22 protein-coding genes and 1 pseudogene are annotated in these 26,770 nt (G+C 58.7%); 12 read left to right on the top strand and 11 right to left on the bottom strand.

The genetic code is table 11. From position 1 onward, the window contains the following. The first annotated feature begins 13 nt into the window (after positions 1–13). The 4 genes and pseudogenes from ACOYXH_RS03825 to aqpZ all read left to right on the top strand — a co-directional run bounded on the left by ACOYXH_RS03825 (position 14) and on the right by aqpZ (position 4,273). Positions 14–816, top strand: a pseudogene (locus tag ACOYXH_RS03825) (alpha/beta fold hydrolase). Positions 817–819: 3 nt separating this feature from the next. Next, positions 820–1,377, top strand: a complete 558-nt coding sequence (locus tag ACOYXH_RS03820; RefSeq protein WP_095049280.1) for a peptidylprolyl isomerase — start codon at positions 820–822, stop codon at positions 1,375–1,377. Between the two features lie 88 nt (positions 1,378–1,465). Then, positions 1,466–3,298 (top strand): ABC transporter ATP-binding protein, encoded by a 1,833-nt coding sequence (locus tag ACOYXH_RS03815; RefSeq protein ID WP_093438109.1) that lies wholly within the window; start codon positions 1,466–1,468, stop codon positions 3,296–3,298. A gap of 279 nt (positions 3,299–3,577) precedes the next feature. After that, entirely contained in the window at positions 3,578–4,273 is a 696-nt protein-coding gene (gene aqpZ, locus ACOYXH_RS03810) for an aquaporin Z (protein ID WP_064586473.1), read from the top strand. Positions 4,274–4,324: 51 nt separating this feature from the next. Here the strand turns inward: aqpZ and ACOYXH_RS03805 are convergent, their stop codons facing one another. Further along, positions 4,325–5,449: a GNAT family N-acetyltransferase gene (locus tag ACOYXH_RS03805; protein WP_220558288.1), complete on the bottom strand. Its 1,125-nt coding sequence runs from the start codon at positions 5,447–5,449 to the stop codon at positions 4,325–4,327. A gap of 282 nt (positions 5,450–5,731) precedes the next feature. Here ACOYXH_RS03805 and ACOYXH_RS03800 point away from each other — a divergent pair, with 282 nt between their 5' ends. After that, the gene (locus tag ACOYXH_RS03800; RefSeq protein WP_007914428.1) at positions 5,732–7,054 is read left to right on the top strand and encodes a putative porin; all 1,323 of its coding nucleotides are present in this window, start codon (positions 5,732–5,734) and stop codon (positions 7,052–7,054) included. A 191-nt stretch (positions 7,055–7,245) separates the two neighbouring features. Here the strand turns inward: ACOYXH_RS03800 and ACOYXH_RS03795 are convergent, their stop codons facing one another. The 5 genes from ACOYXH_RS03795 to aceK form a co-directional block, all read right to left on the bottom strand. Further along, positions 7,246–7,485: an anti-sigma factor family protein gene (locus ACOYXH_RS03795; protein WP_095049277.1), complete on the bottom strand. Its 240-nt coding sequence runs from the start codon at positions 7,483–7,485 to the stop codon at positions 7,246–7,248. Next, positions 7,479–8,090, bottom strand: a complete 612-nt coding sequence (locus ACOYXH_RS03790) for an RNA polymerase sigma factor (RefSeq protein ID WP_093438125.1) — start codon at positions 8,088–8,090, stop codon at positions 7,479–7,481. Before ACOYXH_RS03790 ends, ACOYXH_RS03795 begins: the two co-directional genes overlap by 7 nt. Before the next feature lie 137 nt (positions 8,091–8,227). Continuing rightward, positions 8,228–9,349, bottom strand: coding sequence for a beta-ketoacyl-ACP synthase III (locus ACOYXH_RS03785; RefSeq protein ID WP_095049275.1), 1,122 nt, complete (start codon positions 9,347–9,349; stop codon positions 8,228–8,230). Between the two features lie 319 nt (positions 9,350–9,668). Further along, a complete protein-coding gene (hrpA, locus tag ACOYXH_RS03780; RefSeq protein WP_460063371.1) occupies positions 9,669–13,580 on the bottom strand; it encodes an ATP-dependent RNA helicase HrpA in 3,912 nt (1,303 codons plus the stop codon). A 292-nt stretch (positions 13,581–13,872) separates the two neighbouring features. Beyond that, entirely contained in the window at positions 13,873–15,594 is a 1,722-nt protein-coding gene (gene aceK, locus ACOYXH_RS03775; RefSeq protein WP_095125562.1) for a bifunctional isocitrate dehydrogenase kinase/phosphatase, read from the bottom strand. A 397-nt stretch (positions 15,595–15,991) separates the two neighbouring features. On the opposite strand from aceK, the gene ACOYXH_RS03770 reads away from it, so the two are divergent. Both ACOYXH_RS03770 and ACOYXH_RS03765 read left to right on the top strand, forming a co-directional pair. Next, complete coding sequence (locus tag ACOYXH_RS03770; protein ID WP_220558286.1) at positions 15,992–17,617, top strand: methyl-accepting chemotaxis protein; 1,626 nt, start codon at positions 15,992–15,994, stop codon at positions 17,615–17,617. Between the two features lie 85 nt (positions 17,618–17,702). Further along, the gene (locus ACOYXH_RS03765; protein ID WP_095049271.1) at positions 17,703–18,611 is read left to right on the top strand and encodes a DMT family transporter; all 909 of its coding nucleotides are present in this window, start codon (positions 17,703–17,705) and stop codon (positions 18,609–18,611) included. Between the two features lie 120 nt (positions 18,612–18,731). Here ACOYXH_RS03765 and ACOYXH_RS03760 read toward each other — a convergent pair whose 3' ends face one another. Further along, positions 18,732–19,595, bottom strand: coding sequence for a DMT family transporter (locus tag ACOYXH_RS03760; protein WP_220558285.1), 864 nt, complete (start codon positions 19,593–19,595; stop codon positions 18,732–18,734). A 95-nt stretch (positions 19,596–19,690) separates the two neighbouring features. Continuing rightward, positions 19,691–19,855 carry a hypothetical protein gene (locus ACOYXH_RS03755; RefSeq protein ID WP_162835961.1) on the bottom strand — a complete coding sequence of 55 codons (165 nt, stop codon included), beginning with the start codon at positions 19,853–19,855 and terminating at the stop codon, positions 19,691–19,693. A gap of 295 nt (positions 19,856–20,150) precedes the next feature. Between ACOYXH_RS03755 and ACOYXH_RS03750 the strand changes: the two genes are divergently transcribed. Both ACOYXH_RS03750 and ACOYXH_RS03745 read left to right on the top strand, forming a co-directional pair. Next, positions 20,151–20,573 carry a hypothetical protein gene (locus tag ACOYXH_RS03750; RefSeq protein ID WP_309475315.1) on the top strand — a complete coding sequence of 141 codons (423 nt, stop codon included), beginning with the start codon at positions 20,151–20,153 and terminating at the stop codon, positions 20,571–20,573. Beyond that, positions 20,570–20,767, top strand: coding sequence for a hypothetical protein (locus tag ACOYXH_RS03745; RefSeq protein ID WP_220558902.1), 198 nt, complete (start codon positions 20,570–20,572; stop codon positions 20,765–20,767). Before ACOYXH_RS03750 ends, ACOYXH_RS03745 begins: the two co-directional genes overlap by 4 nt. A 55-nt stretch (positions 20,768–20,822) precedes the next feature. Here ACOYXH_RS03745 and ACOYXH_RS03740 read toward each other — a convergent pair whose 3' ends face one another. Together ACOYXH_RS03740 and cysK are read right to left on the bottom strand one after the other, a co-directional pair. Continuing rightward, positions 20,823–21,761: an aspartyl/asparaginyl beta-hydroxylase domain-containing protein gene (locus ACOYXH_RS03740; RefSeq protein WP_038358439.1), complete on the bottom strand. Its 939-nt coding sequence runs from the start codon at positions 21,759–21,761 to the stop codon at positions 20,823–20,825. A 184-nt stretch (positions 21,762–21,945) separates the two neighbouring features. Beyond that, positions 21,946–22,920, bottom strand: a complete 975-nt coding sequence (gene cysK / locus ACOYXH_RS03735; protein WP_095119080.1) for a cysteine synthase A — start codon at positions 22,918–22,920, stop codon at positions 21,946–21,948. A 127-nt stretch (positions 22,921–23,047) separates the two neighbouring features. Here cysK and ACOYXH_RS03730 point away from each other — a divergent pair, with 127 nt between their 5' ends. Next, on the top strand, positions 23,048–24,124 hold the full coding sequence (locus ACOYXH_RS03730) for a DUF748 domain-containing protein (protein ID WP_460410270.1): 1,077 nt from the start codon (positions 23,048–23,050) through the stop codon (positions 24,122–24,124). On the opposite strand, the gene ACOYXH_RS03725 is transcribed toward ACOYXH_RS03730, so the two are convergent. Further along, entirely contained in the window at positions 24,105–24,377 is a 273-nt protein-coding gene (locus ACOYXH_RS03725; protein ID WP_460410269.1) for a DUF2442 domain-containing protein, read from the bottom strand. The two genes, ACOYXH_RS03730 and ACOYXH_RS03725, sit on opposite strands and share 20 nt — an antisense overlap. A 288-nt stretch (positions 24,378–24,665) precedes the next feature. Here ACOYXH_RS03725 and ACOYXH_RS03720 point away from each other — a divergent pair, with 288 nt between their 5' ends. Beyond that, the gene (locus ACOYXH_RS03720) at positions 24,666–25,511 is read left to right on the top strand and encodes an AAA family ATPase (RefSeq protein ID WP_095049264.1); all 846 of its coding nucleotides are present in this window, start codon (positions 24,666–24,668) and stop codon (positions 25,509–25,511) included. 25 nt (positions 25,512–25,536) lie between these two features. Further along, positions 25,537–26,715, top strand: coding sequence for a vWA domain-containing protein (locus tag ACOYXH_RS03715; protein WP_007911295.1), 1,179 nt, complete (start codon positions 25,537–25,539; stop codon positions 26,713–26,715). Positions 26,716–26,770: the final 55 nt, after the last annotated feature.

The following is a 26,770-nucleotide window of genomic DNA, read 5'->3' as shown; positions in this document are numbered from 1 at the left end:
ACGGAGTTCACCGATGGCCTGGTTCGAACATGAAGGTTGCAACCTGCACTACGAGGAATATGGCCACGGCGCGCCGTTGCTACTGGTTCACGGGCCGGTTCGAGCACACTGGACTGGGAAATGCAGATCCCGGCCCTGGCCGCGCACTACCGCGTGATCGTCCCGGACATCCGCGGCCACGGGCGTTCGGACAAACCGCGCGAGCGCTACAGCATCGCCGGTTTCAGTGCCGATATGCTGGCGCTGATCGAGCACTTGAACCTCGGCCCGGTGCACTACGTCGGGCTGTCGATGGGCGGCATGATCGGCTTCCAGTTCGGCGTCGATCATCCTGACCAGCTCAAGAGCCTGACCATCGTCAACAGCGCACCCGAAGTCAAAATCCGCAGCCGCGACGACTACTGGCAGTGGTTCAAACGCTGGAGCCTGATGCGCGTACTCAGCCTCGCGACCATCGGCAAAGCCCTCGGCGGTAAACTTTTTCCGAAACCGGAACAGGCGGATCTGCGACAGAAAATGGCCGAACGCTGGGCAAAAAACGACAAACGTGCTTATCTCGCCAGCTTCGATGCGATTGTTGGCTGGGGCGTTCAGGAACGACTTTCCCGAGTGTCCTGTCCAACGCTCGTCATCAGCGCCGACCGTGACTACACACCGGTGGCACTGAAAGAAACCTATGTAAAACTGCTGCCGAATGCGCGGCTGGTGGTGATCGCCGATTCGCGCCACGCCACCCCGCTCGATCAACCCGAACGTTTCAATCAAACGCTGCTGGAGTTCCTCGCCGCAGCCGATATTCAATCTCAGGATCACTGACCCATGTTGAAAAAACTCGCCCTCGCCGCTGGTACTGTGCTGTTTGCCGCCAACCTGATGGCTGCCACGCCGGCCAAGGCACCGCACGTGCTGCTGGACACCACCAACGGCCAGATCGAAATCGAACTGGATCCGGTCAAGGCACCGATCAGCACCAAGAACTTTCTCGATTACGTGAACAGCGGCTTCTACAACAACACGATTTTCCACCGTGTGATCCCGGGCTTTATGGTCCAGGGCGGCGGTTTCACTCAACAGATGCAGCAGAAAGAAACCAAGGCTCCAATCAAGAACGAACACAAAAACGGTCTGGCTAACGTTCGTGGCACCTTGTCCATGGCTCGCACTTCCGTACCTGATTCGGCGACCAGCCAGTTCTTCATCAACGTCAAGGACAACGACTTCCTCGACCAGGGCGACGGCTACGCAGTATTCGGCAAAGTGGTCAAAGGCATGGACGTTGTAGACATCATCGTCAACTCGCCGACCACCACCAAAAGCGGCATGAAAGACGTACCTGCCGACCCTGTATTCATCAAGTCGGCCAAAGTCATCGACTAAGCTGTACAGGGCGTATCGAGCGGCGCTGGCCTGATCCCGCGCCGCTCACACCGATAAAAGGAGAGCCCGTGCTCCGGGCGGTTATCTGATGCTCTATCGCCGTTTCGAACAACTGATCGACGTGTTCCGCGACGCCCCCACGGCATCCCCGCCGGATCGCGTGCTGCCCTTCTACACCTATTACCTGAAGCAGGTCTGGCCGAGTTTTGCCGCCCTGCTCACCGTCGGACTGTTCGGCGCCTTGATCGAAGTGGCGTTGTTCAGCTACCTCAGTCGCATCATTGACCTCGCCCAAGGTGCACCGAATCCGAATTTCTTTCAGGAGCATGGCCTGGAATTGGCCTGGATGGCCGTGGTCGCGCTGATCTTGCGCCCGGTCTTTGTCGGCTTGCACGACCTGCTGGTGCACCAGACCCTGAGCCCGAGCATGACCAGCATGATCCGCTGGCAGAACCACAGCTACGTGCTCAAGCAGAGCCTTAACTTTTTCCAGAATGACTTCGCTGGTCGTATCGCCCAACGCATCATGCAGACGGGCAACTCGCTACGTGACTCTGCGGTGCAAGCAGTGGATGCGTTGTGGCATGTGCTGATCTACGCGATCAGCTCGCTGGTGCTGTTCGCCGAGGCGGACTGGCGCCTGATGATTCCGTTGCTGACGTGGATCGCCGCTTACATTGGCGCGCTCTGTTACTTCGTGCCGCGGGTCAAGGAACGCTCGGTGGTGTCCTCCGATGCACGCTCCAAACTGATGGGGCGGATCGTCGATGGTTACACCAATATCGCCACCCTGAAGCTGTTCGCCCATACCAATTACGAGCAGCAATACGCCCGCGAAGCAATCGAAGAACAAACCGAAAAAGCCCAACTGGCGGGCCGCGTTGTGACCAGCATGGACATCGCCATTACCACCATGAACGGCCTGTTGATCGTCGGCACCACAGGCCTGGCCTTGTGGCTGTGGACGCAATCGCTGATCACTGTCGGGGCGATTGCCCTGGCAACCGGTCTGGTGATTCGCATCGTCAACATGTCCGGCTGGATCATGTGGGTGGTCACCGGCATTTTCGAAAACATCGGCATGGTCCAGGACGGCTTACAGACCATTTCGCAACCGGTCAGCGTCACCGATCACGAGCAGGCCAAACCGCTGGAAGTGGCCCGTGGCGAAGTGCGTTTCGAGCACGTGGATTTTCACTACGGCAAGAAGCGCGGGATCATCGGCGATCTCAATCTGAACATCAAACCGGGTGAGAAAATCGGTTTGATCGGGCCGTCCGGCGCCGGCAAATCGACGCTGGTCAATCTATTGCTGCGCCTGTACGACGTCGAGGGTGGGCGGATTTTGATTGATGGCCAGAACATCGCCGAAGTCGGTCAGGAAAGCCTGCGTGCACGGATCGGCATGATCACCCAGGACACCTCGCTGCTGCACCGTTCGATCCGCGACAACTTGCTGTACGGCAAACCGGATGCGACCGACGCAGAACTGTGGGACGCGGTGCACAAGGCGCGCGCCGATGAGTTCATTCCGCTGTTGTCGGACGCTGAAGGTCGCACGGGTTTCGATGCGCATGTCGGTGAGCGTGGGGTGAAATTGTCCGGTGGTCAGCGTCAACGCATTGCGATTGCGCGGGTGCTGCTCAAGGACGCGCCGATTTTGATCATGGACGAAGCGACCTCGGCGCTGGATTCGGAAGTCGAGGCGGCGATTCAGGAAAGCCTGGAAACGTTGATGCAGGGCAAAACCGTGATCGCGATTGCGCACCGACTCTCGACCATTGCCCGTATGGATCGCCTGGTGGTGCTGGAGAACGGCAAGATTGCCGAGAGCGGCACCCATGCTGAACTGCTGGCTCACCGTGGGTTGTATGCACGGCTGTGGGCGCATCAGACAGGGGGGTTTGTCGGTATCGATTGACCTTCCCATGATCGTTCCCACGCTCTGCGTGGGAATGCAGCCCGTGACGCTCCGCGTCACTGGACGCAGAGCGTCCCTTGAGGCCTTCCCACGCAGAGCGTGGGAACGATCACCGCCACAGCCCGCCAACCACGGGCGCTGGCGGTTTTTTGTGGCCGCTGGAAATCCGCAGAAAGCCTGCTGTACTCAGCCAAGGTTTCGGCACGAAACCTGTCGTAAATCTGCAGGGATGCACAACTCGATGCAGTCTCGATAGCAGGGCTATCAAGGACGCCTCTCATGTCTCTGTTCAAACGTTCAGTCACTGAGTTGTTGGGTACGTTCTGGTTAGTATTGGGTGGTTGCGGCAGCGCGGTGATCGCCGCGTCTTCACCGTTGGGAATCGGGGTGCTGGGGGTGGCCCTGGCGTTTGGTCTGACGGTGCTGACCATGGCATTCGCCATCGGTCACATCAGCGGATGTCACCTAAACCCGGCCGTGTCGGTCGGTCTGTTCGTCGGCGGTCGGTTTCCGGCCAAAGAGTTGCCCGCCTACATCATCGCGCAGGTGCTCGGCGCGATTCTCGCGGCGGCGCTGATTGCGCACATTGCCAGCGGCAAGGAGGGTTTCGATATCGCCGCCGGCCTCGCATCCAATGGTTATGGCGAGCATTCGCCGGGGAAGTATTCCATGGCGGCGGGGTTTGTGACCGAGCTGGTGATGACGGCGATGTTCGTGATCATCATTCTGGGCGCGACCGATAGACGCGCACCACCGGGGCTGGCACCGATCGCCATCGGCCTGGGCCTGACGCTGATTCACCTGATCTCGATTCCCGTCACCAACACCTCGGTGAACCCGGCTCGTAGCACCGGGCCGGCATTGATGGTCGGCGGCTGGGCGATTGCGCAGTTGTGGATGTTCTGGGTCGCGCCGTTGATTGGCGCGGTGGTCGGTGGCGGGATCTATCGCTGGTTGGGCAAAGAGGAAACCTGAGGGGTGCCTGAGATCCCCTTGTAGGAGCTGCCGAAGGCTCCTACAGGGGATCTATGTCTGGCGGTAGGGCAAGGCTGTTTTCGCTTCTTCGGCATACGCGAGGATGCCGGCGCGTTCCTGATGCAGGAAATCCTTCACCGCCGCGTTCAGACCTGGGTGCCGCAGGTAATGCCACGAATGGGTGATCACCGGTTCAAACCCGCGAATCAACTTGTGCTCGCCCTGAGCGCCAGCATCGAAACGCTGATAACCCTGCGCGATCGCATAATCCATGCCCTGGTAAAAACACGTCTCAAAGTGCAGCCGATCAAACTCCGCCAGACAGCCCCAATAGCGTCCGTAGAAACTGTCGCCCCCCACCAGACTGAAGGCCATCGCCACCGGCCGTGAGCCTTGTTTGGCCAGTACCACGCGGATCGCCTCGGGCATACGCTCGGCTAGCAGACTGAAAAACTCCCGCGTCAGATACGGCGTCTGGCGCCGCACCGCATAGGTGTTGGCGTAACAGGCATAGACAAAATCCCACTGCGCCTCGTCCAGCTCGCGCCCCTCCCGCCATTCAAATTCAAAACCCTGCCCCGCCACTTGCTCGCGCTCCTTGCGCATCTGTTTGCGCTTGCGCGAACTGAGTACGTCGAGGAAATCCTGAAAGTCGCGATACCCGCGATTCTGCCAGTGATACTGACAGCCAATGCGTTGCAGCCAACCCGGTTGTTCGGCCATCGCCGCGTCGGTAAACGGGTCAGTGAAATTGATGTGCGCGCTGGAAAGCCCTTCGATTTCCAGGTAACCGGGCAGGCTCTTGAGCAGCTCGAAACCGTCTTCGACATTGGCCGCCAACAAGCGCGGGCCGCTCACCGGACTGAATGGCACAGCCGTCAAAAGCTTGGGGTAGTAATCGATACCGGCGCGGGCGCAGGCGTCGGCCCAGCCGTGATCGAACACGTACTCGCCGTAGGAATGCCACTTGCGATAACTGGGCAGTGCGGCGATCAGTCGATCATCTTCAATATGCAGCAAATGCTCAGGTTGCCAGCCGGTATGAGGGCCAACGCTGCCACTGTCTTCCAGTGCACTGAGAAAAGCGTGGCGCAGAAATGGCTGGCTTTCAGGCACCAGCGCATCCCAGGTTGCCGGAGCGATTTGCGACAGGTTTTGCAGGCATTGCAACGGCATCGACAGCTCTCCACAACAGGACTTCAGCGCCCGGCGAGTATCGCCGATTGCGCGCCATTGCACACCCGCAATCGGCCGACAGCGCTCTAGATCAATAGTTCAGGCCAAATCGATATCGTCATCAACCTGCCATCACTGTGCCACTGGTCTGTCATAAACCATCGCGATACTGGCGCCTGTTTTTAGAGCGCCGGGTTCTACCCGGACACTGTTTTCCGACGTTCGAATCGTCGGTTGTGCCCCGGATGGTTGTGCCATCCCCTCTCATCTTCGGAGATTGCTATGCGTCTTGCTTCCACGAAAACTGCGGCGGCCCTGTGCGGTGGCTTGTTGCTGGCCATGAGTGTTCCGGCCAGTGCTGCAGTCGACGCCAAACTGCTCGACATGCTCAAGGCTAACGGTTCCATTTCCCAGGCGCAGTACATCGAACTGCAAACTGAACTGGCCAAGGATCAGAAGGCTCAGCAAATCGCGCAGCAGGCGCAGCAAGAGACCAACGAACAAGTCGCCGCTGTTGCGAAGAAAACCAACGAACAAAGCGTCTTCGACCAGAAACTCGCCTGGGCAGCCAAGACCCAATTCAAGGGCGATGTGCGTATCCGCCAGGAAACCATCAAGATCGACGGCGAGCCGAACAACGGTGGCCGCGACAAGGACCGTCAGCGCATTCGTGCCCGTCTGGGTGCCTACACCGAGATCAACCCGCAAGTCGACACCGGTATCCGTATTGCCACCGGCGGCGGCGATGATGCCCGTTCGACCAACCAGGACCAGGACAACTACTTCGACAAGAAGCAGATCTGGCTGGATCTGGGCTACATCGACTACCACCCTGACCAGATCAAGAACCTGCACATCATCGGCGGCAAGATGCTCCAGCCGTGGGTCAGCATGGGCGACGTGATCTGGGATAGCGACATCAATCCGGAAGGTCTGGCCGTTACCTACAAATACCCGTTGGGCAGCAGCGCCGAACTGTTCGGCAGCCTGGGTAACTACAACCTCAAGGACAACGTCGACGGCGATGGCGTGCAATTCCGTCACGACCTGCGTCTGACCGCCGGCCAATTGGGTAGCCGCTTCAACATCACCGACAACTTGAAAGTGACTCTGGGCGGTAGTGTCTACGCCTACCAGAACGACGAAGACAGCCGCTGCACCGGCACGTCCACACCGTGCGCCCTGGCAGTCAATGGCAACTCGGCCAACAACGAATTCCGTCTGTATGAAGGGTTCAGCCAGGTCGACATCGGCGGTCTGCCAATGCCACTGTCGTTCTACGGTCAGTACGTGAAGAACAACGATGCCGTGACCGATCAGGACACTGCGTGGCTGTTGGGTGCCAAGTCGAAAGTCTTCGGCCTGAACCTCGATTACAACTACCGCGACGTGCAGCGCAACGCTGTGGTCGGCGCCTTTACCGACTCCGACTTCGCCAACGGCACCACTGGTTCGCGCGGTCACAAGTTCAAGGTCGGTTACGACATCGACAAGAACTTCGCCATCGGTGCCACGTACTTCCTGACCAAGGCTGACTTCGCCAGCCGTACCCAGCGTGACGCTGACGCCAACACCTTGCAGCTGGACGCGGAAGCCAAGTTCTAAAACGCTTCACCCTATAGCCCTGTGCGGGCGGGACGATCCCCATCATCCGTTCGTTTCACCCGCACTGGGTTATTTCTGCAGGATGCAAAAACCCCATGTAGGAGCTGCCGAAGGCTCGGGCCGCGATCGGACGATCTTTTGATCTTGAAAACAAGATCAAAAGATCGCAGCCTCGTTTCACTCGACAGCTCCTACAGGGGGTTATCTTTTCGTCGTTGCTCGGCCAGGCGTTCGGCCAGTTCTTCGACGCCTTCCAGCGGTGGTTCCGGCATCGCCTTCAAGGTCGCTTGCATCAAACGCATCTGGCGAATGAAACGCCGACAGTTCGGGCAGAACATCAGATGATGACGCACCATCAGCTTTTCGCGAAAGCTCAATTGGCCATCGAGATAATCGCTGGAGCGCGCCACTTGTTCCTTACAGGTCAGCATTCTCCGGTCTCCTCAAAATGCTCCACGGTCGCGAAGACTTTCAGCCGCGCACGATGCAGCAGCACACGGACATTGGAGAGCGAGATCTCCAGAAGATTACAGATCTCCTCCAGCTCCAGCCCCTGGCGTTCGCGCAACAACAAAACGCTGCTTTGCAGTTCCGACAGGTTCAGCAGGGTGTGCTCCAGACAGTCACGCAATTCACCTTCGGTCAGCAAGGCTTCCGGGGTGTCCTGATGCCAGGCGAACGGGGCAACCAGCCAATGGCCGTCACCGGGAGAAAAGCGGTCATCGTCGATCGTGCCATGGGGTGACGGCAGATCATCCATCAACACTTCCCGGCGATTTTGTTTATAACGGCTTTTGGCCGAGTTGGCCGTGATGGTCAGCAGCCAGGTCTTGAGACTGGAGCGACCTTCGAAACTGGCGATGTGGCGCACCACCGATAGCCAGGCATCCTGCACCACTTCTTCGACATGACGCTGGCCGACAATCGCATACGCCACGGCGCGCATAGCGCTCTGATACGTCGTCACCAGTTCCTTGAAAGCCTTTTGCTCACCCGCCAGCAGGCGCGCAAGCAGTTGGGTGTCGTCAGCCGCCATCCAAAAATCTCCTTGTGCCGATTCCGAAAATGATAGCGGCAGGTCTTCACCTGCCGCCATTTCCGAAAAATTACAGCGTTTGAGCCGATTCGGATGTAGGAAAGGTCGGCGCGATTAGGAGGAAATTAAACCGATTTTCAACGCTTGCGCAGAATCACGCTACCGATCGAATAGCCTGCACCGAACGAACTCAACACCGCCAGCGAACCGGCAGCCAGATCATCCTGATACTTGTGGAAAGCAATCACCGAACCCGCCGAGCTGGTGTTGGCGTAGGTGTCGAGAATCACCGGGGCTTCTTCTTCAGTGGCTTCGCGACCCAGCAACTTGCGCACGATCAGGTGGTTCATGCTCAAGTTGGCCTGGTGCAGCCAGAAGCGCTTCACGTCGCCGACGTTAAGCTGGTTCTCTTGCAGATGTTCGCCGATCAGCTCGGCAACCATCGGGCAGACATCCTTGAACACCTTGCGGCCTTCCTGCACGAACAGTTTGTCGCGGGCACCAATGCCCTCTTCCGCCGCGCGGTTGAGGAAACCGAAATTGTTGCGGATGTTGTTGGAGAACTTGGTCAGCAGCTTGGTGCTGACCACGTCGAACTGGTGTTTGGACGTCGCGGTCTCAGCGCGCTCGATGATCACTGCAGTCGCGGCATCGCCGAAGATGAAGTGGCTGTCGCGGTCACGGAAGTTCAGGTGACCGGTGCAGACTTCCGGGTTGACCATCAGGATCGCCCGGGCCTGGCCCAGCTGCACGCTGTTGGCAGCAGCCTGGATGCCGAAAGTCGCCGAGGAACAGGCCACGTTCATGTCGAAACCGAAACCCTGAATGCCCAGAGCTTCCTGGACTTCGATGGCGATGGCCGGGTAGGCGCGCTGCAGGTTGGAACAGGCAACGATGACGCCGTCGATGTCGGCAGCAGTTTTGCCGGCACGTTGCAGGGCCTGTTCGGCAGCGCCGATGGCCATCTGGCAAAGCACCGACCATTCGTCGTTGGAACGCTCCGGCAGACGCGGGGCCATGCGTTGCGGATCGAGGATGCCGTCCTTGTCCATGACAAAGCGGCTCTTGATGCCTGAAGCTTTTTCGATGAACGCGGCGCTGGATTCAGTCAGGGCCTGGACCTCGCCGCTGGCAATGGCCTCGGCGTTGTCGGCGTTGAACTGGGCGACGTAGGTATTGAAAGACTGCACCAGCTCTTCATTGGAGATGCTGTTGGCCGGGGTGTACAGGCCGGTGCCGCTGATGACGACGTTATGCATGGTCGTTTCTCTAATCTGTTCAGGCAGAAAGTGCTGGAACCGTCGTACCAACACACAAAGGGTCTATTCCCATCCGGGGGACGCAAACCTGGCATCGCTTTATTCCGTCGCGCGAACCGGCCGAAGGCTCTGGGTCGCGAAACCGGCGTTTATGGTCGCGAAGTTTGCCATAAACGCGGGGTTTTGGCGCCTTTCTCAAGATCAACACGGATGATCGTTCCCACGCTCCTGCGTGGGAATGCAGCCCGTGACGCTCCGCGTCACTGGACGCGGAGCGTCCCCAGAGGCATTCCCACGCAGAGCGTGGGAACGATCAGCGTTACGGTTCGACCTGGCTCCACTGCTTGTTCAGGCGTTTGTCGGAAATCGGCGTTTTCGTGCCCAACTGCTGGGCGAACAGCGACACCCGGTATTCCTCCAGCCACCAGCGATACAGCTCAAGCTGCGGATCGCGTTTGCCTTCCTGGGCATGTTTCGCCGCACGAGTCTGGTATTGCCCCCAGAGGCCGGCGAGTTCGCCGCTCCAGACCCGATCCTTCTGCACCTGCGCGCCGAGCTTTTCGAAACGCTGCTCGACCGCTTTCAGGTAACGCGGCAACTCCTTAAGCCACTGCATCGGCGTTTCGCGGACAAACCCCGGATACACCAGATTGTTGATTTGCTGCTTGATGTCATTGAGCGCCACGGCCTGGGCCAGATCGATCTTGCCCTTGAAGCGCTTTTGCAGGCCGTGCCACAGCTTGAGAATCTCCAGGGTCAACCGGGCCACGCGCTCGGCGTGCTCGGTCCAGTTGCCGCGTTTGCGCTCGGCCAGTGCCGCCAAACCGGCGCCGTCGCGGGGCAACGGGTCTTCGCCTTCGAGAATGCAGCTGTCGAGGCTCGCCAGCAGAATGTCTTCGACCAGCGCATCAACCCGGCCCAACTCGCGATAGAGCAAGCCCAGCTCAGTCTGCCCCGGCAACTTGCCACGCAGGAACTTGGCCGGTTCCGCAAGTTGCTGCATCAACAACCGCTGCAAGGCGCGACGATGCTGGAATTCGGCTTCGGCCGGGGTCGAGAAGCGCCCCTCCTTGACCGTGCCGCCCTCTTCAACCAGCGCCGGATATACCGTCATCGACAGCCCGGCGATCTTCTGTTGAGTCTTTTCTGCTACCGGGGCGAAGACCTTGGCCTCCACCGGTTGCTGACTTTTCGCACTCTGCGGCACCGCCAGCGCGGCCTGACTGGCTTCGGCAAACCGTGCGGTCAGCTCGGCCAGATCGCGACCTTCGCCGAGGAATTTGCCTTGGCCGTCGACAATTTCCAGGTTCATCCGCAGATGCCCCTCGACGCCTTGCTCGGCTTCGGCCCACGCCTCGTCGCTGACCCGCGCGCCGGTCATGCGCAACAACTCGCGGCCCAGCGCCTGCGGCAACGAACCTTCGGCAAAGGTCATGCGTTGCAAGGCAGCCTTGATGAAGTCCGGCACCGGCACGAAGTTCTTGCGCAAAGCTTTCGGCAGGTTGCGCACGAGGGCGATGCACTTGGCTTCGATCATCCCCGGCACCAGCCACTCCAGGCGTTCCGGCGGCAACATCGGCAACAGCGGCGCCGGTACGCGCAGGGTCACGCCGTCGCGCGGATGATTGGGTTCGAAGTGGTAGGTCAGTGCCAACTCCAGATCGCCGATGTGCAACGTGTCCGGGTAATCCCGCGCGGTGACTTCACTGGCTTCGCGGGCCAGCACGTCTTCTTCGCGCATGATCAACAACTGCGGATTCTTCTGGCTGTTGATGCGGTACCAACTGTCGAAGGTCGCGGTCTGGTGAATCTCCGCCGGCAACCGCGCGTCGTAGAACGCGTACAGGGTTTCTTCATCCGCGAGAATGTCGCGACGACGGGCTTTTGCTTCCAGTTCGTCGAGCTGTTCAAGCAACTGTTGGTTGGCGGTCAGGCACTTGGCTTTCGATTGAATCTCGCCACGCACCAGACCTTCACGGATAAACAATTCGCGAGAAACCACCGGATCCACCGGGCCGTAATGCACCGGCCGGCGGCCGACCACGATCAGCCCGAACAGAGTGATCTGCTCGTAGGCCACGACCTGGCCGCGCTTCTTTTCCCAATGCGGTTCGAAGTGGTTTTTCTTGATCAGGTGCCCGGCCAACGGCTCGATCCAGTCGGCGTCGATCTTGGCGACCATGCGTGCATAAAGCTTGGTGGTTTCCACCAGCTCAGCGGTCATCAGCCATTGCGGTCGCTTCTTGCCGATGCCCGACGACGGGTGAATCCAGAAACGTCGCTGACGCGCGCCGAGGTAATCCCCATCCTCGGTTTTCTGACCGATCTGGCTGAGCAAGCCGACCAGCACCGCTTTGTGCAGTTTCGGGTAATCCGCCGGCTCTTTGTTGAGGCTCAGCTGCATGTCGCGGCAGATCAGGCTCAACTGCCGATGCGAGTCGCGCCACTCGCGCAGACGCAGATAGTTGAGGAAGTTTTTGCGGCACCAGTTGCGCAGCGGGCTCGCGGTCAATGCTTGGCGCTGCTCTTCGAAACCGCGCCACAGATTCACCAGTCCGGCGAAGTCAGAATCAACGTCTTTCCATTGCGCGTGGGCTTGATCAGCGGCTTGCTGACGCTCCGGCGGACGCTCGCGCGGGTCTTGAATCGACATCGCACTGGCGACGATCAGCACTTCCTGCAAACTGCCGAGCTTGGCCGCTTCAAGCAGCATGCGGCCCATGCGCGGGTCGACCGGCAGGCGCGCAAGTTGACGACCGAGCGGGGTCAACTGACTGTTGCGATCCACCGCCGAAAGTTCTTGCAGCAGATTGAAACCGTCGCTGATCGCCTTGCCATCCGGCGGCTCGATAAACGGGAACGCGGTGATCTCGCCGAGACGCAGATGCAGCATCTGCAGAATCACGGCAGCGAGGTTGGTGCGCAGAATCTCTGGATCGGTGAATTCCGGGCGCCCGTTAAAATCTTCTTCGCTGTACAGCCGAATACAAATGCCCGGCTCAACCCGCCCGCAACGACCTTTACGCTGGTTGGCGCTGGCCTGGGAAATCGCCTCGATCGGCAGACGCTGGACCTTGGCGCGATAGCTGTAGCGGCTGATGCGCGCGGTGCCGCTGTCGATCACGTAACGAATGCCCGGCACAGTCAACGAGGTCTCGGCGACGTTGGTCGCCAGCACCACGCGACGGCCCGGGTGCGACTGGAAAATCCGCTGCTGCTCGGCGGGCGACAAGCGCGCGTACAACGGCAGGATTTCAGTGTGTTTGATCTGCGCCTTGCGCAGCATGTCGGCAGCGTCGCGAATCTCGCGCTCGCCGGGCAGGAACACCAGCACGTCACCGGGGCTGCGACGCTCGCTGCGCTCGTAAGCGGCGATTTCATCAAGGGTCGCGAGAATCGCCTGATCCACCGTCAGGTCGTCTTCGACGCGGTTGCCCTCTTCGTCCTGCTCCAGCGTCAACGGACGATACCAGGTGTCTACCGGGAAGGTACGACCGGAGACTTCAACAATCGGCGCATCATCGAAATGCTTGGAGAAGCGCTCCAGATCGATGGTCGCCGAAGTAATGATGACTTTCAGGTCCGGGCGACGCGGCAGCAGGGTTTTCAGGTAGCCGAGCAGGAAGTCGATGTTGAGGCTGCGTTCGTGGGCTTCGTCGACGATGATCGTGTCGTAGCGTTCGAGGTAGCGATCGTTCTGGGTTTCCGCCAGCAGAATACCGTCGGTCATCAGCTTGATCAGAGTGTTGGAATCGCTTTGATCCTCGAAACGCACCTGATAGCCGACCAGCGCACCGAGCGGCGTAGCGAGTTCTTCGGCGACCCGGCTGGCGACGCTGCGCGCAGCGATTCGACGCGGTTGGGTGTGGCCGATCAGACCATGCTGGCCGCGACCGATTTCCAGACAGATTTTCGGCAACTGGGTGGTTTTGCCCGAGCCGGTTTCGCCGGCGATGATCAGCACTTGATGCTTTTCCAGCGCCTTCTTGATCTCGTCGCGCTTGGCCGCAATCGGCAGACTGTCGTCGTAACGAATCACCGGCAGGCTGGCACGGCGGGCCAGCACCTGATCACAGGACGCCTGCATGCGCGTCACCCACTGGGCCAGTTTGGCCTCGTCGGGTTTCTTGCGCAGCTCAAGCAACTGCCGCCGCAGCCGGTGACGGTCGGCGAGCATGGCGTGATCGAGGTTCTTCAGCAGTTTGTCGATGGAGGGCGATTCGTCGGTCATCGGGTAGGCAATTCGGTCGTCTATTTATGCAGGGGGCGGATTGTCGCAGATTTGGCGGATTTGTGGCGTGTCTGGGGGATTGCGGCCCTCACCCTAGCCCTCTCCCGGAGGAAGAGGGGACCGATTGGGGGATGCTGAAGATGTTCAGCGACTTGAAACTGCTTTACCGAATCCATAATCGCCAAAATCTTTCAGGTCAATCTTTGGCGCAAGACACCTCGGTCGGCCCCCTCTCCCTATGGGCGGTCCGACGTTTCGGGAGGGCTGGGGTGAGGGTGTTTTTTTAAAAGAGCTACTCGTTGTCGAGGCCTTTGCGCCGATACGGGAAAACATCAATGACCTTCCCCGCCCGAATCGCCTCTTGCAGGCTCTTCCAGTAATCCGCGTTATACAGCTCGCCATGCAACTGATCGAACAACTTGCGCTGCCCCGAATCGGCAAACAGAAACGGCGGAAACTCCTCAGGAAAGACATCCAGCGGCCCGATCGAATACCACGGCTCCGACGCCATTTCATCCTCCGGTGTGCGCGGTTGCGGGATGTGGCGGAAGTTGGCTTCGGTCAGGAAGCAGATTTCGTCGTAGTCGTAGAACACCACGCGCCCGTGGCGAGTGACGCCGAAGTTCTTCAGCAACATGTCACCGGGAAAGATGTTCGCCGCCGCCAGTTGCTTGATCGCCAGGCCGTAATCCTCCAGCGCCTCACGCACCTGCGCATCGTTGGCGTTTTCCAGATAGAGGTTGAGCGGGGTCATCCGCCGCTCGGTCCAGCAGTGACGGATCAACACCGTGTCGCCCTCGACCGACACCGTCGACGGCGCCACCTCCAGCAGCTCCTCCAGGCACGCCGGATCAAACTTGCTCAACGGAAAACGGAAATCGGCGAACTCCTGGGTATCGGCCATGCGCCCTACCCGGTCGACGCTTTTCACCAGTCGGTACTTCTCGATCACCGTGGCGCGGTCGACGTTTTTCGACGGCGAGAAACGGTCCTTGATGATCTTGAACACGGTGTTGAAGCCCGGCAGCGTAAACACGCTCATGACCATGCCGCGCACGCCCGGCGCCATGATGAACTGATCATCGGTGTTGGCCAGGTGATTGATCAGCGCGCGGTAAAACTCGGACTTGCCGTGCTTGTAGAAGCCGATTGAGGTGTACAACTCGGCAATGTGCTTGCCCGGCAGAATGCGTCGCAGGAAGCCGATGAACTCCGCCGGCACCGGTACATCGACCATGAAATACGAACGGGTGAACGAGAAGATGATCGATACATCAGCTTCGTCGGTGATCAACGCGTCGATCTGAATCCCGCGCCCTTCCCGGTGCAGCAGCGGAATCACCAGCGGCCACTGTTCGTCGCGGGTGTAGATGCGTCCGACCAGATACGCGCCCTTGTTACGGTACAGCACCGAGGAAAACAGCTCGACGCTGAGTTCCGGGTCCTTGCACACCCAGTCCGGCAGGTTCTCGCGCAGTTGCGCTTCGAGGCGGCGTAGGTCACCCGGCAGATCGGCGTAATCCTCGCTGAAACGGTAATCGGCAAAAATACTCGCGAGCATCCCCGACAACTGCCCCTGCGGTTTGTAGGTGCGGGTTTGCGCGGCGCGGGCTCGGCGCAGGCTCGGGCGGGTGGTGTGAATGAACATGCAGCCGTCGCTGATCAGGTCGTGGCTGAACAGCCCGCAGAAAATCGAGTTGTACCAGGTCTCGGACAACTCATCATCGAAGCGCAGGTCGATGACGCTGATGTAGGCACTTTTCACCAGCGGCCAGCAGCTGACGTTCATCAGCGTTTCATCATCGAAGTATTCGCGCAGGCGAGCGATGGTTTCGCCGACCTTTTCTTCGTAGAGATTGATCCGTGCCGCCGACGCCGTTTGCGTCTCCTGCCAGCGCGCCTGCTCGAAACGCTCCCGGGCGCCGTCGGTGATTCGCCGGAAATGCTCGCGGTAATCGTCAAAGCCATCGAGGATCATGCGGGCGATATCGGTGGCGGGCCATTGCTGCGGCATAGATAAGACCTCTGCGTGCATGGGAAATCTGTGCTGAGCTTAGCCACGCAAGCGTGTGCGCGTGAAGTGCAATTTCGGCCAATTCTGCGTCGGGGTTGTACAACGGCACAGTTTTCAGCAAAGTTTTTTTAATCGACCGTTCGGTCAGTTAATCGCCTGAGCGGTTCTTCTTGTCGCCCCGCGCCAGCCCGCGAATTCGCTGGGTTTCGGCTCCAATACTGACCAGACGCGTCTAGCTCGTTGCTTTGCTGCGCATGCGTTTACCGACAGCGACGCTTCCAGATTGGTCTTACCAAAATAGTGGCGCTTTGATATACAGCCCGCCATTACCCCCTTCATAACAAGATCCTCGCTGACGAGGACGACCTCCCCCCCTCAAAGATCAAGGAGCACACTGATGTCTATCCGGAATCTGCGCATAGGTTTGCGCGCCAGTTTGAGCTTTGCCGTTTTGGCCGGTCTGCTGGTGGTGGTCGGCCTGTTCGGGCTGGGCCAGATGAAAACCCTGCGCGAGAGTGCAGCAGTGATTGAAGAATCATGGATGCCAAGCATCGAGAACATCCATGTCGCGGCGGCGAACATCGCCAGCATTCGCCTCGAATCGTTGCGCCTGATCACCAGCACCCAACCTGCCGTGCGCGACAGAAGCAAAGGCATCATCAAAGCGCAGCGCGAAGAATTGCTCAAACGCCTCGCCGATCACAAAACCCTGCTCTCCAGCGAAGAAGAACGAGTGATGCTCGACGGCTTGAATGCCAACACGGCCAAGTACATGAACATCCTCGAACAGATCATCGGCCAGATCGACGCCGGGCAAAGTGAACAGGCCTACACGCGGCTTAACAATGAACTGGCGCCACAGGGAACGCTGCTCGACAAGGCCCTGGAGCAGATGATCTCGTTCAATCAGCAAGGCGCCAATACCGCCGCCGCTGCCGCCGCAACGATATATCTACGGGCATTGTGGATCGTCGCGACCATCATCGTGGTTGCCCTGATTGCCACGCTGCTATTGGCCTGGCAGTTGACGCGTAGTATTACCACCCCGATCAATCAGGCGCTGAATGTCGCAAGGCGCATTGCTGCCGGTGATCTCAGCGCACAGATCGTCAGCACTGGTAAAGATGAGGCTGCAGATCTGCTCGACGCCTTGGCCGAGATGCAGGGCAATCTGCGCTCGACTATTCGCGGCATCAGCGAATCGGCACAGCAACTGGCTTCCGCGGCCGAGGAAATGAGTTCGGTGATGGAGCAAAGCACTCGCGGCCTGCAACAGCAGAACGATCAGATCGAACAAGCCGCCACCGCAGTCACGGAGATGAGCACCGCGGTGGACGAAGTCGCGGCCAACGCGGTGTCCAGCGCCGAGGCGTCCGCCGCGTCGAACGAGGACAGCAAGCACGGCCATGTGCAGGTCAGCGAAACCATCAGTTCGATTCAGGAACTGGTCGATGCGGTACTCGGTGCTTCCGAACAAGCCGAAGGCCTGGCCACGCAGGCACAGGACATCAGCAAAGTGCTGGAAGTGATTCGCGGGATTGCCGGACAGACCAACCTGCTGGCGCTCAATGCGGCGATCGAAGCGGCCCGCGCCGGTGAAGCCGGGCGCGGTTTTGCCGTGGTCGCCGATGAAGTGCGTTCGCTGGCGCAACGCACGCAGAACTCCACTGAGGAAATCGAGCTGATGATCAGCAGCATCCAGCAAGGCACAGGCGCTACCGTGGGCGCATTGCAAAGCAGCGCCGAGCAGGCGGGTCAGACGCTGCGCCGGGCCAACAGCGCAGGTCAGGCGCTGGAGAAAATCACCGCGTCGATCTCGCAGATCAACCAGCGCAATCTGGTGATCGCCAGTGCAGCCGAGCAACAGGCCTTGGTCGCTCGCGAAGTCGATCAGAATCTGGTGACCATCCGCGACCTCTCGACCCAGACCGCCGCTGGCGCCACCCAGACCTCGGCCGCAAGCCAGGAGCTGTCGCGTCTGGCCGTCGACTTGAACGGCCTGGTCACACGCTTTGTGATCTGAACGAACAGTTGCATGCCCGATTAGCGGTTGCCTTCGGCAGGGCGCTCGGCAACACTCTCGTCCCGATCAAGGAAGGAGACCCGCCGTGAGCCCTGTCGATATTTTCCGTATGTTGTCGCTGGCGGCCATCTGGGGCGCGAGTTTTCTGTTCATGCGCATTATTGCACCGGTGGTCGGCACGATCCCGACCGGATTCTTTCGCGTGTCGATTGCGGCCGTCGGCCTGCTGGTGATCCTTGGGCTGATGCGCGTGCGCTGGGACTTCAAAGGCAAACTGAAAACCGTGATGCTGCTGGGCGTGATCAACTCGGGGATTCCGGCGACGCTGTATTCGGTCGCGGCCCAGGTGTTACCGGCCGGTTATTCGGCGATCTTCAACGCCACCACGCCGCTCATGGGCGTGCTGATTGGCGGGTTGTTCTTCAGTGAAAAACTCACCGCAGCCAAACTAGGCGGGGTGTTCCTCGGCTTGTTCGGCGTTGGCGTGCTGACCCGCGCCGGTCCCGTGGCGTTCGATCTGCAATTGTTGATGGGCGCCCTCGCCTGTTTGCTGGCGACCACTTGTTATGGTTTTGCCGGTTTCCTCGCACGGCGCTGGCTGGATCAGGCCGGTGGTCTGGACAGTCGCCTGTCGGCGCTGGGCAGCATGCTCGGTGCGACGTTGTTTCTGTTGCCGTTGTTTGGATATAGCGTGATCACCGCACCGCCGGCCAGTTGGGGCGGCTGGAATGTCTGGCTGTCGCTGTTGGGCCTGGGTCTTGGCTGCACGGCGTTTGCCTACATCATTTATTTCCGCCTGCTCAGTTCGATCGGGCCGGTGAAGTCGATGACCGTGACCTTCATGATTCCGCCATTCGGCGTGCTGTGGGGGGCGTTGCTGCTGGATGAGCCGTTGTCGATGGCGCATATCTACGGCGGGGTGTTGATTGCGTTGGCGTTGTGGCTGGTGTTGAAGCCGGCGGTGGTGAAACCGGCTGAGGCGCCGGCCCGATAAATTTGTGCGGTGCCGAAAAGGCCATCGCGAGCAGGCTCACTCCTACAATTGGAATGCGTTCCTCTGTAGGAGTGAGCCTGCTTGCGATCGGCGGCCTAAAAGCCGCCACCTGACGATCTGTTAGCTGGTTTTACGGAACACAAACGCCAGACCGACAATGATCAACAGCATCCCCAGCACACTCAACGCCGCCAGGCGATTGCCGAAAATCAGATAGTCCATCACTGCCGTCACCGCCGGCACCAGGTAGAACAGACTGGTGACATTGACCAGATTGCCCCGCGCGATCAACCGATACAGCAACAGCGTCGCCAGCACCGACACCACCAGCCCCATCCACAACACCGGCACGATAAAACCTGTGCTGTGCTCAAAGTGGAACGGCTGGAACGGCACGAAAATCCCGCATAACAACAGACCGGCCAAGTACTGCACCGGCAGCGTACCGAGAGGATTGTCGGTGATGCGTTTCTGCATGATCGAGCCCAGCGTCATGCTCGCCAGCGCCAGCAGACCAAACAGCATCCCCGCCAAGGACATCCCGGCCAAACCGATGCCTTGGTAAACCACCATGATCAGCCCCGCCAACCCCAAGGCCAGACCAAACATCCGGCTCGCCGAGCGCTGCCGCTCCATCAACACCACGGTGAGAATCGGCTGCACACCCATGATGGTCGCCATCACCCCAGGGGTGACTTTGGTGTTGAGCGCCAGCAGATAGAAAATCTGATACGCCCCCAACAACACCACGCCGGTGGCAACCGCAAACAGCATTGGTTTGCCGCCCTTGGGCAACTTGAGCTTGAGCAGCGGCGCCAACAACAAGAGGCCGCACAAGGCAATCGCGAAACGAATTAGCAGAAAGGCAAATGGTGACGCGTGGGCCAGCCCCCATTTGGAGAAGATCGCGCCGCTGCTCCACAGCAGAACGAACAGGCTCGTGGACGCGGCCGCGAGCGCGGATTTTTTCGACAGGACAAACATGATTACCACCTGTAGTCAGGCAAGAAGCCAACTCAGCCGAAGCTGAAATTCAGTAGGTTTTTCTGGCGGGCGCAGGGGTCAGCAGAAACTGCCGATCAGCCCGAAACGCCAACGCCCGGCGGTGATACGACTGCGCACACCGGCGTGCTACTGACAGGTGGGGGGTAATGACTGATCTGCTTGGGCTGCTGATTCCCGCACGGCACGACGCCAGCGTTGACCGCTGAATCGACTACCGCGTTGATGAGGGATGCAGGCATTGGCGCAGATCTTTTTTGAGAGGGTGGAAGGTGAGGCTTACGACTCACGAGCGCCGACTATAACCAGCGGGCGACATGGATTGCAATGATTTGGACAAAGGGCCAGTAGCGACGGATGCATGAGAGCTGAATAGGCTTTTGAGCAACCGCAACACCTATCGATGGGGAGACATGGAATGCTCGAAATCATATGCCAAGGGAACGGAGTTATCTGCGATATCAGTTGTATCGGTCGCTGGCCAGGAAGCAGGCAAGCATCGCCACTGCTCTGTTGCAGCTACCAGCGGGACAAGACTTGTCGAAAGTACGCTTTGAACCTATCGATGCCAAAGCACTAGATGCGTTTGAGCTTTGGGATGATCCGCATTTTTGCTGGCGAGAGATTGCCGAATGGAAGTCACGAGAACCTTTATCCCTGGATATCGCGATCTGGTTTGAAGAACAGCTGTGCGGGCTGTGTTTCGTCAATCCGAACAAAAGCCGCCAGCGAATTCGGATCGTACGATTGGAGGGGCGGTCCGGAGTGCCTCACCCGCTTAAAAAGCGTATTGCGCTTTTGTCGATGGTGGCCATTGATGAGTTTGCGCAAATAATCGGCAGTAAGTGCATTGAAGTCCAGGAACCGATACCAGGAGCAATTCCTGTTTATACAAAACTCGGCTTCAAATTTGATTTTGAAGGCCGCCTTGTCCTCGCAGTGGAGAGTAAAGTATCGTGAAAACTGTTCAAGTAATGATCAACGAGGGCGGGAACATGCGTAAATCCGTGAAAAAATCCCCTACTAAGAAAAGATCAATCAAAACGGACGAAAAGTTTATCTCCTCCGAGCTATCAGCCAATCAGCAGCGCTTTCTTCAGCTACTGATTACAGGCATCGAAGACGAACCCGACGTTCTCGCTGGGCGGCGCTGACTCGCAGATAATAAAAAACCGCTCACAAGGAGCGGTTTTTCTACAATATCCAGCCTCAGCCAAACAGCCAATACCCCAACAACGTCAACACCACCACCGCCAGCACCGGCCGCATCACGCGGTAGGCCTTCGGATGACGACGTTTCCACTGTTTGACCACGCCACTGAACTTGTCACTGAAGCTCTTGCTCCAGGCGTAGGCCTGGTTGATCCCGCCGACGCGTTCATCATCAAGGTTCTGCGGTGCGGTGGCACGGCCGAGCCAGGCGCTGATCGAGCGGTTGATGCGGGTCATGAGGCGGTTGCTCAGCGGACGCTCGACGTCGCAGAACAGGATGACGCGGGTCTGGTCGGTTTCGTTCTTGACCCAGTGCACGTAGGTTTCGTCGAACATCACGTCTTCGCCGTCACGCCAGGCGTAAACCTGACCATCGACGAAAATCCGGCAATCGTCGGAGTTCGGCGTCGACAAGCCGAGGTGATAACGCAGCGAGCCGGCGAACGGATCGCGATGCGGGTTCAAGTGGCTGCCACCCGGCAACAACGCAAACATCGCGCCTTTGACGTTGGGAATCGCACTGACCAGCGCCACGGTTTTCGGGCACAGGGTTTCAGCCGATGGCAGCGGTTTGTCGTACCACTTGAGGTAGAAACGCTTCCAGCCCTTTTTGAAGAACGAGCCGAAACCGGCGTCGTTGTTCTTTTCCGCCGCGCGAATATAGCCTTCGTCGAACAGGTGCATGGCCTCGTCGCGAATGGTTTCCCAGTTGTCGCGCAGTACGTCCAGTTCCGGGAATTTGCTGCGATCCAGATACGGCTTCGACGGCACGCCGGAAAACAGGTACATCAAGGCGTTGTAAGGAGCGAACAGCGCCGAGTGGTTGACGAACTGACGCAGAACCGGCAAACGCGCCTTGCCGCGCAAATGCACATAGAGCGTGCTGCCCAAAAAGAGCAGCAGCACAAACGCCTTGGCGGCAAACGAAAAGGTCATCAACAACTCCTTGAATAAAGACAACGCTGCGCAATGCCTTTTACCCGGCATGGCAGCCGGCCATGATAAACACTACCGGCTTCGGGAAAAACCCGCCTGACACAAGATTCAGTGTTAAGAATTGCGCAACAAAGCATTTATTAGCATAACGTTCCTGAACCCTGGCTGACCTGAATCAACTGGATTACTGCTGAGTCTCCTGCTCGGTGAACAGATCGCTGAACAACATGCTCGACAGATAACGTTCGCCCGAGTCAGGCAGAATCACCACGATAGTCTTGCCCTGCATTTCCGGCGTCTCCGCCAGACGTACTGCTACCGCCATCGCTGCACCGCAGGAGATACCGCACAAAATCCCTTCTTCCTGCATCAAGCGCAGCGCCATGGCCTTGGATTCGTCGTCGGTGACCTGCTCGACCCGGTCGACCATCGACAGATCCAGGTTCTTCGGCACAAAACCGGCACCGATCCCCTGAATCTTGTGCGGACTCGGTTTGATCTCTTCGCCCGCCAGCGCCTGGCTGATCACCGGCGAGGAAACCGGTTCCACCGCCACCGACAGGATCGGTTTGCCCTGGGTATTCTTGATATACCGCGAAACGCCCGTGATGGTTCCGCCGGTGCCGACGCCGGCCACCAGTACATCCACCGCACCATCGGTGTCGTTCCAGATTTCCGGACCGGTGGTTTTTTCGTGAATCGCCGGATTGGCCGGATTATCGAACTGCGATGGCATAAAGTACTTGTCAGCATCGCTGGCAACGATCTCGGCGGCTTTCTCGATGGCGCCTTTCATGCCTTTGGCCGGCTCGGTCAAGACCAGTTCGGCGCCCAGAGCCTTGAGGACTTTACGGCGTTCGATGCTCATCGAGGCCGGCATGGTCAGCATCAACTTGTACCCACGGGCCGCGGCAACAAAGGCCAGACCGATCCCCGTGTTGCCCGATGTCGGCTCGACAATGGTCATGCCAGGCTTGAGTTTGCCGCTGCTTTCGGCGTCCCAGATCATATTGGCGCCGATCCGGCACTTGACCGAATAACCGGGGTTGCGCCCCTCGATCTTGGCCAGAATGGTCACGCCACGCGGTGCGATGCGGTTGATCTGCACCAGCGGCGTATTACCGATGGAATGGGCGTTGTCAGCAAAAATACGGCTCATGGCTGGGTCCTTATGCAGCGTTGAATTCAGCCTTCCAAGGTATGCCTGTTGCCCATCACAGTCCAGTCGGGTCGAACGTCTGCGCGACGTAACAGTCAATCGCTTACATCGTCAGGGAATTGCCGTCATGAAGCGTCGCTACAGTTGGCCACTAGGGATTTTCGCCGTCGTCGTTGTGTTGCTGATCGCGCTGCACATCGCCCTGCCCTACATGGTGCGCGACTACCTGAACGGCAAACTGGCGGACATGGGTGACTATCGGGGCCAGATCACTGATGTCGATCTGGCCCTATGGCGCGGCGCCTATAAGATCAATGGACTGAAGATCGTCAAGGTCGACGGCAAGGTGCCGGTGCCGTTCGTCAATGCACCGCTGATCGATCTTGCGGTCAGCTGGCATTCGCTGTGGTACGACCATGCTGTGGTGGCGCAAGTGAAATTCGTCAATCCCGAGATCAATTTCGTCGATGGCGGAGCCAACAAGCAGAACTCCCAGACCGGTCAGGGCACTGACTGGCGTGCGCAACTAGGCAAATTGCTGCCGATAACCCTCGACGAAGTGCAGATTCACGACGGCAAGATCAGCTTCCGCAATTTCAACTCAAAACCGCCGGTGAACATGAACGCGACCAACGTCGACGCGAGCATCTACAACCTGACCAACGTGGTCGACAAACAGGGCAAACGCGACGCCCGTTTCGAGGGCAAAGCGCTTTTGCTCGGGCATGCCCCACTGGAAACCACTGCCACCTTCGACCCGCTGAGCAATTTCGAAGACTTCCAGTTCCGCCTGCGCGCCAAAGACATCGAACTCAAAAGCATGAACGACTTCGCCTCGGCCTACGGCAAGTTCGACTTCAACGCAGGCCACGGTGACGTGGTGATCGAAGCCCAAGCCAAAAAAGCCCAGGTCAACGGCTACATCAAACCCCTGCTGCGCGACGTCGAAGTGTTCAACTGGCAGCAGGACGTGGAAAACAAGAACAAGAGCATCTTCCGCTCGGTCTGGGAGGCCATCGTCGGCGGCTCGGAAACCGTGCTGAAGAACCAGGCGAAAAACCAGTTCGCCACCAAGGTCGAACTCAGCGGTAACGTGCATCAGCAAAACATCAGCGCGCTCGAAGCGTTTTTACAGATTTTGCGCAATGGATTCGTACAGGCATTCAATGCCCGCTATGAACGGCCTAAGCCGGATGCGGGTTAGAGTTCATTTCTGGAAAAGCATCCAGATATAGAGTATCGGCGCCAATCTGAATGTCCGGGGCCGGCCATTCAACGGTCCAACCTTTATCGCCCAAGATGGCAGTCGCAAAGACTTGGGCAAGCAAGGGCTGCAACTGCTTACACGTTTGAATATCTCGACTCAAATCGAGTGTCAGCGCTCGACCATCAACAAAGTCCAGTGCAAGCCGGCAATCAGAGAGTGCAGTAACTGCGGCCAAGCGTGGTCGTTTCATGGATAGCATCAATTCAGCGCCTCCAGGCATATGGGGACTGCTTCGCAGCCCAGCGGGAGCAAGCTCCCTCGCCACAGATTCAGTGGACATCCTGAAGGCTATCGTCAAATCAACTAGGCCTGAATACTGGCCATCAGCCGAGACTGAGTCAACATGTGACGCCCCATTCAGAGACTGAATAAGCCGTCTGCGTTCACAGTCGACCGGGCTGCGCGTTATAGTCGGGCATCCGATTATTTCGCCCCCGCCCTGCCCGTCAGGTCGGCGTTACCGTTCGAGGATTAGCAGATGAAGTTCGAAGGCACCCAGGCCTACGTCGCCACCGATGACCTGAAGCTGGCGGTCAACGCCGCCATCACCCTGGAGCGGCCGCTGCTGGTCAAGGGCGAGCCGGGCACCGGCAAGACCATGCTCGCCGAGCAACTGGCCGAATCGTTCGGCGTCAAGTTGATCACCTGGCACATCAAGTCCACCACCAAGGCCCATCAGGGTCTCTACGAATACGATGCGGTCAGCCGTCTGCGCGACTCGCAACTGGGCAATGAAAAAGTCCACGATGTACGTAACTATCTGAAGAAGGGCAAGCTCTGGGAGGCGTTCGAGTCAGAAGAGCGGGTCATTCTGTTGATCGACGAAATCGACAAGGCCGACATCGAGTTCCCCAACGACTTGCTGCAAGAACTCGACAAGATGGAGTTCTACGTTTACGAAATCGACGAGACCATCAAGGCCAAGAAGCGCCCGATCATCATCATTACCTCCAACAACGAGAAAGAGCTGCCGGACGCCTTCCTGCGCCGCTGCTTCTTCCACTACATCGCCTTCCCCGACCGTACCACCCTGCAAAAAATCGTCGACGTGCACTACCCGGACATCAAGAAGGATCTGGTCAGCGAAGCGCTGGACGTGTTCTTCGACGTGCGCAAGGTGCCGGGCCTGAAGAAGAAGCCGTCGACCTCAGAGCTGGTCGACTGGCTGAAACTGCTGATGGCCGACAACATCGGCGAAGCGGTGCTGCGCGAGCGCGATCCAACCAAGGCGATTCCGCCGCTGGCCGGTGCTTTGGTGAAGAATGAACAGGACGTGCAATTGCTTGAGCGCCTGGCGTTCATGAGCCGTCGCGGCTCTCGCTAAGCACTTGTAAGCAGGGGCCATCGTTATGCTGCTCAACCTCTTCAATGAAATGCGTGCAGCCAAGGTGCCGGTGTCGGTGCGTGAGCTGCTCGACCTGATCAACGCGCTGAAACAGCGCGTGACCTTCGCCGACATGGACGAGTTCTATTACTTGTCGCGGGCGATTCTGGTGAAGGACGAACGCCATTTCGACAAGTTCGACCGCGCGTTCGGCGCCTATTTCAATGGCCTGGAAAAGCTCGACGATCACTTGCAGGCATTGATTCCCGAAGACTGGCTGCGTAAGGAGTTCGAGCGCTCATTAAGCGACGAAGAACGCGCGCAGATCCAGTCCCTCGGCGGCCTCGACAAACTGATCGAAGAGTTCAAGAAGCGTCTGGAAGAACAGAAGGAACGCCACGCCGGCGGCAACAAATGGATTGGCACTGGCGGCACTAGCCCGTTCGGCTCCGGTGGCTTCAACCCGGAAGGCATTCGGGTCGGCGATGCTGGCAAGCGCCAGGGCAAAGCCGTGAAAGTCTGGGATCAGCGCGAGTACAAGAACCTCGATGATTCGGTGGAATTGGGCACGCGCAACATCAAAGTCGCCCTGCGCCGACTGCGCAAATTCGCCCGCCAAGGCGCGGCAGAAGAGCTGGACATCGACGGCACCATCGACCACACCGCCAAGGACGCCGGTCTGCTGAATATTCAGATGCGCCCGGAACGGCGCAACACGGTGAAGTTGTTGTTGCTGTTCGACATCGGCGGCTCGATGGACGCGCACGTGAAGATCTGCGAGGAACTGTTCTCGGCCTGCAAGACCGAGTTCAAGCATCTGGAGTATTTCTACTTCCACAACTTCGTTTATGAATCGGTGTGGAAGAACAATATGCGCCGCACCTCGGAGCGCACTTCGACCCAGGACCTGCTGCACAAGTACGGCGCCGACTACAAAGTGATCTTCATCGGTGACGCCGCCATGGCGCCGTATGAAATTACCCAGGCCGGCGGCAGTGTCGAGCACTGGAACGAAGAGCCGGGTTACGTGTGGATGCAGCGCTTCATGGAGAAGTACAAAAAACTCATCTGGATCAATCCGTACCCGAAAGATACCTGGGGCTATACCTCGTCGACCAATATCGTGCGGGATCTGATCGAGGATCAGATGTATCCGTTGACGTTGCGCGGGCTTGAGGAAGGGATGCGGTTTCTTTCCAAATAACCTGCTTTGTCTGGACGGACGCTATCGCGAGCAGGCTCACTCCTACATTTGGAAT

The organism is Pseudomonas sp. Mb7, from assembly GCF_054790525.1.
This window is presented reverse-complemented; position numbering and strand designations above follow the sequence as displayed.

Excerpts from the sequence above, each read along its gene's own strand:
- ACOYXH_RS03795 (WP_095049277.1), bottom strand. The coding sequence starts at position 7,485 with ATGCTGACCTGTAAGGAACAAGTGGCGCGCTCCAGCGATTATCTCGAT.
- hrpA (WP_460063371.1), bottom strand. The coding sequence starts at position 13,580 with ATGACCGACGAATCGCCCTCCATCGACAAACTGCTGAAGAACCTCGAT.
- ACOYXH_RS03820 (WP_095049280.1), top strand. The coding sequence starts at position 820 with ATGTTGAAAAAACTCGCCCTCGCCGCTGGTACTGTGCTGTTTGCCGCC.
- cysK (WP_095119080.1), bottom strand. The coding sequence starts at position 22,920 with ATGAGCCGTATTTTTGCTGACAACGCCCATTCCATCGGTAATACGCCG.
- ACOYXH_RS03740 (WP_038358439.1), bottom strand. The coding sequence starts at position 21,761 with ATGACCTTTTCGTTTGCCGCCAAGGCGTTTGTGCTGCTGCTCTTTTTG.
- aceK (WP_095125562.1), bottom strand. The coding sequence starts at position 15,594 with ATGCCGCAGCAATGGCCCGCCACCGATATCGCCCGCATGATCCTCGAT.
- ACOYXH_RS03770 (WP_220558286.1), top strand. The coding sequence starts at position 15,992 with ATGTCTATCCGGAATCTGCGCATAGGTTTGCGCGCCAGTTTGAGCTTT.
- ACOYXH_RS03720 (WP_095049264.1), top strand. The coding sequence starts at position 24,666 with ATGAAGTTCGAAGGCACCCAGGCCTACGTCGCCACCGATGACCTGAAG.
- ACOYXH_RS03755 (WP_162835961.1), bottom strand. The coding sequence starts at position 19,855 with ATGCCTGCATCCCTCATCAACGCGGTAGTCGATTCAGCGGTCAACGCT.
- ACOYXH_RS03785 (WP_095049275.1), bottom strand. The coding sequence starts at position 9,349 with ATGCATAACGTCGTCATCAGCGGCACCGGCCTGTACACCCCGGCCAAC.
- ACOYXH_RS03725 (WP_460410269.1), bottom strand. The coding sequence starts at position 24,377 with ATGAAACGACCACGCTTGGCCGCAGTTACTGCACTCTCTGATTGCCGG.
- ACOYXH_RS03805 (WP_220558288.1), bottom strand. The coding sequence starts at position 5,449 with ATGCCGTTGCAATGCCTGCAAAACCTGTCGCAAATCGCTCCGGCAACC.
- aqpZ (WP_064586473.1), top strand. The coding sequence starts at position 3,578 with ATGTCTCTGTTCAAACGTTCAGTCACTGAGTTGTTGGGTACGTTCTGG.
- ACOYXH_RS03715 (WP_007911295.1), top strand. The coding sequence starts at position 25,537 with ATGCTGCTCAACCTCTTCAATGAAATGCGTGCAGCCAAGGTGCCGGTG.
- ACOYXH_RS03730 (WP_460410270.1), top strand. The coding sequence starts at position 23,048 with ATGAAGCGTCGCTACAGTTGGCCACTAGGGATTTTCGCCGTCGTCGTT.
- ACOYXH_RS03800 (WP_007914428.1), top strand. The coding sequence starts at position 5,732 with ATGCGTCTTGCTTCCACGAAAACTGCGGCGGCCCTGTGCGGTGGCTTG.
- ACOYXH_RS03790 (WP_093438125.1), bottom strand. The coding sequence starts at position 8,090 with ATGGCGGCTGACGACACCCAACTGCTTGCGCGCCTGCTGGCGGGTGAG.
- ACOYXH_RS03760 (WP_220558285.1), bottom strand. The coding sequence starts at position 19,595 with ATGTTTGTCCTGTCGAAAAAATCCGCGCTCGCGGCCGCGTCCACGAGC.
- ACOYXH_RS03815 (WP_093438109.1), top strand. The coding sequence starts at position 1,466 with ATGCTCTATCGCCGTTTCGAACAACTGATCGACGTGTTCCGCGACGCC.